The organism is Corallococcus sp. CA053C (assembly GCF_003611675.1).
GTDB lineage: Bacteria > Myxococcota > Myxococcia > Myxococcales > Myxococcaceae > Corallococcus.
Map to the genome: position 1 here is coordinate 1 of NZ_RAWA01000532.1, position 5722 is coordinate 5722.

The following is a 5722-nucleotide window of genomic DNA, read 5'->3' on the forward strand; positions in this document are numbered from 1 at the left end:
GGCTGGGGCTGGGGCTGGGCTTCGCGGTGCTGTCCATGGGGACGGTGCTCAACATCCGCCTGGAGGACCGGCTGTCCCCGGTGGTGCTGCTGTTCGTCATCACGCTCGCGGTGGCGCTGGTGCCGGCGTGGCGGGCGCGCGTGTGGCGGCGGGACGTGCTGCTCTTCCTGGCGCTCGCGGTCTGGCTGTCCTGGTCGGAGCCGCTGACGGCGTTCGGCCAGCCGCTCAAGGTGCAGATTCCGCTGCCCTACGTGGTGTTCAAGCACGTGGTGCCGCTGTTCTCGCGCGGCGGCATGCCGGTGCGCTTCGTGCTGCTCACGTACCTGTCGCTGTCGGTGCTGGTGGCGTTCGCGGCGGCGCACGCCGGGGCGTGGGCGTCCCGGCGGGATGCCCGGCTGGGCGTGGCGCTGGCGCTCGCGCTGGCGCTGGTGCCCAACGTGGAGTACCGGGGCCTGTTGATGCCCATGCCCCCGGTGCCCCGGCTGCCTCCGGTGTTCGAGGAGATCCGCGACGCGCCCATGCCGGTGGCGGTGCTGACGGACAACGTGCAGGGGCAGTGGGAGCAGATCTTCCACGGCAAGCCGGTGTCGTTCGCGCGGCTGTCACGGCTGCCGGTGCGCGAGTCGGCGCTGGTGGACTCGCGGCTGTTCCGCGCGGCGGAAGGGATGCGCTCCGGGTTCGGCACCGTCACTCCGGAGGAGCGCGAGGAGATGCGGCGCTTCCTCCAGGAGCACCACTTCAAGTGGTACGTGACGCACTTCTTCCACCCCGTGCGCCACCAGTTCATCGAGGACGAGCTGGGGGGCGAGCTGGTGCACCGGGACGGCTACGTCACCGTCTACCGGTTCCCCTGAGGGCGGTCAGTCGCACTTCATGAACTCTTTGCGCGGTGGCCTTCACCTCGCGGGAGTAGGCCTCCGGCGCGAGCACCTTGACCTGATCCAGGAGGAAGGGCGCGTCGTCGGGGTCGCAGACGCCCAGGAGCCAGACCCAGTAGCCGGGTTTGAGGCCGGGCAGGGTCTTGCTCTGGACGAGCCGGGGATGGCCCTCCGGGAACGTCACGCCCAGCTTCTTGAAGGTCCCTTCGAGGCTGCTCCAGGCGGGCTTCTGGGCCTCGGCCCGCGTAGCCCCGACGAGGACCAGCAGGCTCAAGGCAAGGAGGCATGGACGCATCGTGGTTCCCCCCTTCGACTGCGATGCTAGGGCTTCTTCGGCCCTCCACGCTTCGCACGGGATCGACGCGCCGTGGGGGCGGAGGGCCCGGACTGGTCGGTGGTGCCGGGACCTCCCTCGGAGCGCGGAGGCTTCGCGGGCGCGGCCTTCCGGGGATGCGCGGGCTTCGCGGTGCGCTGCCCGGAAGCGGTGGCGGCCTTGTCCTGACGGCCCTGCGCGCGACCCTGCCGTGACGGGCGCGAGGAGGACTTCGCGGGCTGTGGCGGACGTCCCGGGGGGCTGCTGCCCGGCTGGACCTGGTTCGGCGCGGAAGCCTTCGGCGACGGGCCCGAAGCAGGCGTGGCCGAGGGACCCTGGTCGGCGCGCGAAGGCTTCGCCGCAGGACGGGGTTGCCCACCGTCGGCGGACGGCCCGGCATTTGACGGCTTCGCGGGGCGTCCGTAGGCGATGTCCGGCAGCGGCTTCGACGGACGCGCGCGCCCCTCGTCTTCTGAAGTTGGCGACTTCGAGGATCCGCCGCGCTCATCGCGCGCGGGCATCGAGGGCCGTCCGTAGGCGATGTCCGGCGGCTTGGACGGGCGGGCGGCCTGGGCTCGCAGCGTGTCCACCTCCCGGCGCAGGCGGAGGACCTCCGCGGAGAGCTGGGCGTACGAGTCGCGCACCAGCCCGTTGAACACGCGCTGCCGGCCGAGCGTCTCGTTGATCAACACCTGGCACGACTTGCGGAAGGCCCACTTGGCCAACAGCACCACCTGGCCCGCGCCTCCGCGATGCGTGTGCAGCGGCAGGGCGCGCGAGGTGTCCGCGTTCTCCTCCAGCGCGTGCAGGCTGAACGTCAGCGGATCCACGCGCGGCTCCACGCCGTCCACCGGCACCTCCGCCGGCTCCGACGTGGGCAGCCCGCGCGCGCGCAGCCGCTCTTCAATGCGGGCCACCAGGGCCCCCGTGGGAATGTCCCGTCCGAGCAGCTTCATCGGTGTGTCTCCTCGACGATGCGCGCCATTTCTTCCCGGTACGCCGCGACCACCTGGGGCCACGTGTGCCGCTGCGCGTAGGTACGGCCCCGCTTGCCCAGCGCGTCGCGGGCCTCGCCCACCTCGCGCAGTCCTTCGATGAACGACGCCAGCCCCCGATACACCCGGCCCGCGCCGCTGCGCTCCACCTGTCCCACCAGCACGTCCGAGTGCCCGTTCACCAACACCGGCGTCCCCTGCGCGAACGCCTCCAGCGTCAGCAGCGACAGGCTCTCGAACTTCGACGGCACCACCACCGCCAGCGCGCCCGCGAGCGCGTCGTGCTTGTCCTGCTCGTCGATGCGCCCCACGTGCCGCACGCCCTCGCCGTCCAGGACCATGTTCGCCTCACCCGCGAGCACCAGTTCCGGCGCGTCCGCGTAGCGCGCCCGCAGCTGGCGGTAGAACTTCAAGAGCTCCGGCACGCCCTTGCCCGGCTCCAGCCGGCCCACGTAGAGCAGGTAGCGGCCGTGCACGCCGTGCTTCTGCCGGAAGCGCGCGGGCACCGCCGGCAGCGCGTCCACGCCCACGCCCACCACCCGCGCCCGCGCGTGCTCCGGATGGAACCGCCCGAGCATGGCGATCTCCTCCGGCGTGTTGCACATGAGCACCCGGGGCCGGTTGAACACGTCCCCGTAGACGCCAAACCGCATGGGCGGCTCGTCGTGCGCGGTGGGCACCAGCATCGCGCGGTCCGCCACCAGCGGCAGCCCGAACGCCGTGGACGTGTAGAGGTACGTGAAGAACAGATAGCCGTCGTAGGCGTCGTGCGTGGAGGCCAGGTGCTCCAGCAGCCCCGGGCACAGGGGGCCCTGCTCGGCCACCCACTGCTCCTCGCGCAGCCGTTCGTTGCTCTTGTTGAACACCTTGCGCGACAGGCGGTTGAACGCGTGGATGTTGCGCGTCCGCGTCACCGGGAAGCGCAGCACCTTCATCCGACCCACGCGGTCCTCGCCGGGCGGGAAGCCGTTCTCCCACGTCAGGTGGTTCTTCGCGCAGGTCGTCACCACCGTGAGGTCCCAGTGCGACGCCATCCGCTCGGCCACCTGGGCCGCGTGGCTCTCCGCGCCGCCCGACACCTCGCCGTAGCGCTGCACCACCAGCGCCACCCGGGGCCGCCTGGCCTGCGTCTTCCGGGGACGCGGAGGCGGCGGCACCACCCCCGTGAGCGCGCGCTCCAGCGACACCTGCGCGGCGGCGGGGGAGAAGTGCTGGAGGCGGCGTGCCTGGCCTTCGAGCACCGAGTCCCGCAGGGCCGGGTCCTCGCGCAGGTCCACCGCCAGCTCCGCGAGGAACGCGAAGCGCTTCTGGTCGAACGCGATGCCCGCGCCGCCCAGCGTCTCCGGCACCGCCGCCGCCGCGTACGCCAGCACCGGCACCTGGGAGGCCATGGCCTCGATGATGGGCACGCTGAAGCCCTCGTGCTCGCTCATGGACACGAACACGTCCGCGGAGCGGTACACGGCCACCAGCTCCGCATGCGACAGGCGCCCCAGGAAGTGCACCCCGCCCAGGGCCTTCGCCTCGCGCTGGAGTCCCCGGAAGTAGCGGCTGCCCGCCTCGTAGCCGCCCACGAGCAGCAGGCGCGCCTGCGGGCGGATCCGCAAGAGTTCGCGGTGCAGCGCCAGCAGGTCCTCGAAGCGCTTGTGTGGCATCACCCGGCTCACCGACACCAGGGTGGGGCCGGGGCCCTTCAAGCCCGCGAGCAGCTTCTTGTCCGCGCCGGCCGCCGCGAAGCGCTCCGGTTCGATGAAGAGCTGCACGGTGTGCACGTTGCGGTGGCCCGCGACGCGCAGCTCCGCGCAGTTGTAGTCCGAGTCCCCGATGGACACGTCCAGGAAGGGCGCCAGCGCGGCCACCTGCGCGCGGCCGGCCACCAGCGCGTGCTCCAGCGGCGTGCCCGGGTAGAAGCGCGCGGGGCTGATGTTGTGGAACACCACGCCGCGCTTGCAGTCCAGGTGCATCAGCCGCCCGCTCAGCGGGGACGCGATGCCGTGGTGGTACAGCACCAGGTCATCCGGCTTGGGGCGCAGGGTGAAGACGTGGCGCGCCAGCCCCTCCAGTCCTCCGCCGACCTCCTCGGCGTAGATGTCCCCCACGTGCCCCATGCGGCGCAGCAGGAGTTGAAGGTGCAGCGCGGCCTGCCCGGAGGCATCGCCGGGGCCGAAGCTCGGGATCAACTGGTGGACCGCCATGCGGGGCCGTGTCTACCACACGGCCCATGGTATGAGGCGGCCCCGTGTCGACCTCTGGACCCATCGCACTCGACGCCACCCTCTGGGACGAGCCCACCACGGGCATCGGCCTCTACACGCGCTGCCTCGCGGACGCGCTCCAGGCCCAGGGCGTCCTGCTGGACCGGATGGGCGCGCGCACGTCCGGGGAACATCCGCGCGGCGTTCAGAAGCGGACGGCGTGGACGTTGGGCACGCTGCCGAAGCTGCTCAAGGACGCGCCGCCGGCCGTCTACCACGCGCTCGGCAACTTCAACCTGCCCCTCAGGCGCGTGCCCGGCACCGCGTACGTGCTCACCGTGCACGACCTGGTGCCGCTGGACATGCCGGACACGGTGTCCGCCGCGTTCCGCTGGCAGTTCCGGCTGTGGCTGGCGCGCAGCCTGACCGTCGCCGACCGGCTGGTGTGCATCAGCGAACGCACGCGCGACGACGTGCTGCGCCGCTTCCCGCAGGTGGAGCCCCGCACCGTGGTGGTGCCCAACGGCGTGGACCACGTGGAAGCGCCCGCGCTGGACGCGGCCGGCGAGGACTTCCTGCGCGCGCTGGGGCTGCCGAAGGACTACGTGCTGTACGCGGGCTCGCTCGACGTGCGCAAGAACGTGGACCTGGTGCTGGAGGCGCAGGAGCGGCTCGCCGCGCAGGGGCGGCCCTTCACGCTCGTGCTCGCGGGGCAGGGCTGGTACGGCTCCGGCAAGGTGGAGACGCGCATCGCGCGGCTGCGCGCCGAAGGGCTGGACGTGCGGGCCCTGGGCTACCAGCCGCCTCCCGTCTTCTACGCGCTGATGCGCCGCGCGGCGCTGTTCGTCTTCCCCTCGCGCTACGAGGGCTTCGGCCTGCCGCCGCTGGAGGCCATGCGCCTGGGCACGCCCACCATCGTCTCCACCGCGGGCTCGCTGCCAGAAGTGTGCGGCGACGCGGCCCCGGCGGTGGATCCGGAGGACGCGGAAGGCCTGGCGGCGGTCATCGACCGGCTGCTGCGCTCGCCCGGGGAGCGCCGTGCGCTGTCCGCGGCGGGCCAGCGTCAGGCCGCGAAGTTCACCTGGGCCCGCACCGCGGAACTGACGCGGGCCGCGTACGATGCGGCGCTCCACCACCGGCGCTAGCCGGTCGGAAGGGGCGCAAGCCAACCGGCCCGCGAGGGCCCCCTGGGAGGAACATGCGACTGCTCGTGTGGAGTGGAATCGTCTGCGGGATGCTGCTCGGGTGCGCGAGCAGGGACGCGACGCGCAAGCCGGATGAAGCGCAGGAGCCCCTGTCTCTTATAAACATCTGACGCTGCCGACGAACTCTAGGGTGTAG

At 72.2% G+C, this 5722-nt stretch carries 4 protein-coding genes and 1 pseudogene; 2 read left to right on the plus strand and 3 right to left on the minus strand.

What is annotated here, in order from left to right:
- A pseudogene (locus D7V97_RS39235) lies at positions 1–854 on the plus strand (hypothetical protein); the annotation flags it as partial.
- Here the strand turns inward: D7V97_RS39235 and D7V97_RS39240 are convergent.
- From D7V97_RS39240 to D7V97_RS39250, 3 genes are read right to left on the minus strand one after another with little or no spacing between them, the layout of a single operon-like run.
- A complete protein-coding gene (locus D7V97_RS39240) occupies positions 832–1173 on the minus strand; it encodes a hypothetical protein (protein WP_120615696.1) in 342 nt (113 codons plus the stop codon). The pseudogene D7V97_RS39235 and the gene D7V97_RS39240 sit on opposite strands and share 23 nt — an antisense overlap.
- A gap of 26 nt (positions 1174–1199) precedes the next feature.
- Positions 1200–2147 (minus strand): hypothetical protein, encoded by a 948-nt coding sequence (locus D7V97_RS39245; protein WP_120615697.1) that lies wholly within the window; start codon positions 2145–2147, stop codon positions 1200–1202.
- Positions 2144–4381 carry a glycosyltransferase family 4 protein gene (locus D7V97_RS39250; RefSeq protein ID WP_120615698.1) on the minus strand — a complete coding sequence of 746 codons (2238 nt, stop codon included), beginning with the start codon at positions 4379–4381 and terminating at the stop codon, positions 2144–2146. The genes D7V97_RS39245 and D7V97_RS39250 overlap by 4 nt, the downstream gene beginning before the upstream one ends.
- A gap of 44 nt (positions 4382–4425) precedes the next feature.
- Between D7V97_RS39250 and D7V97_RS39255 the strand changes: the two genes are divergently transcribed.
- A complete protein-coding gene (locus D7V97_RS39255; protein ID WP_120615699.1) occupies positions 4426–5526 on the plus strand; it encodes a glycosyltransferase family 1 protein in 1101 nt (366 codons plus the stop codon).
- Positions 5527–5722: the final 196 nt, after the last annotated feature.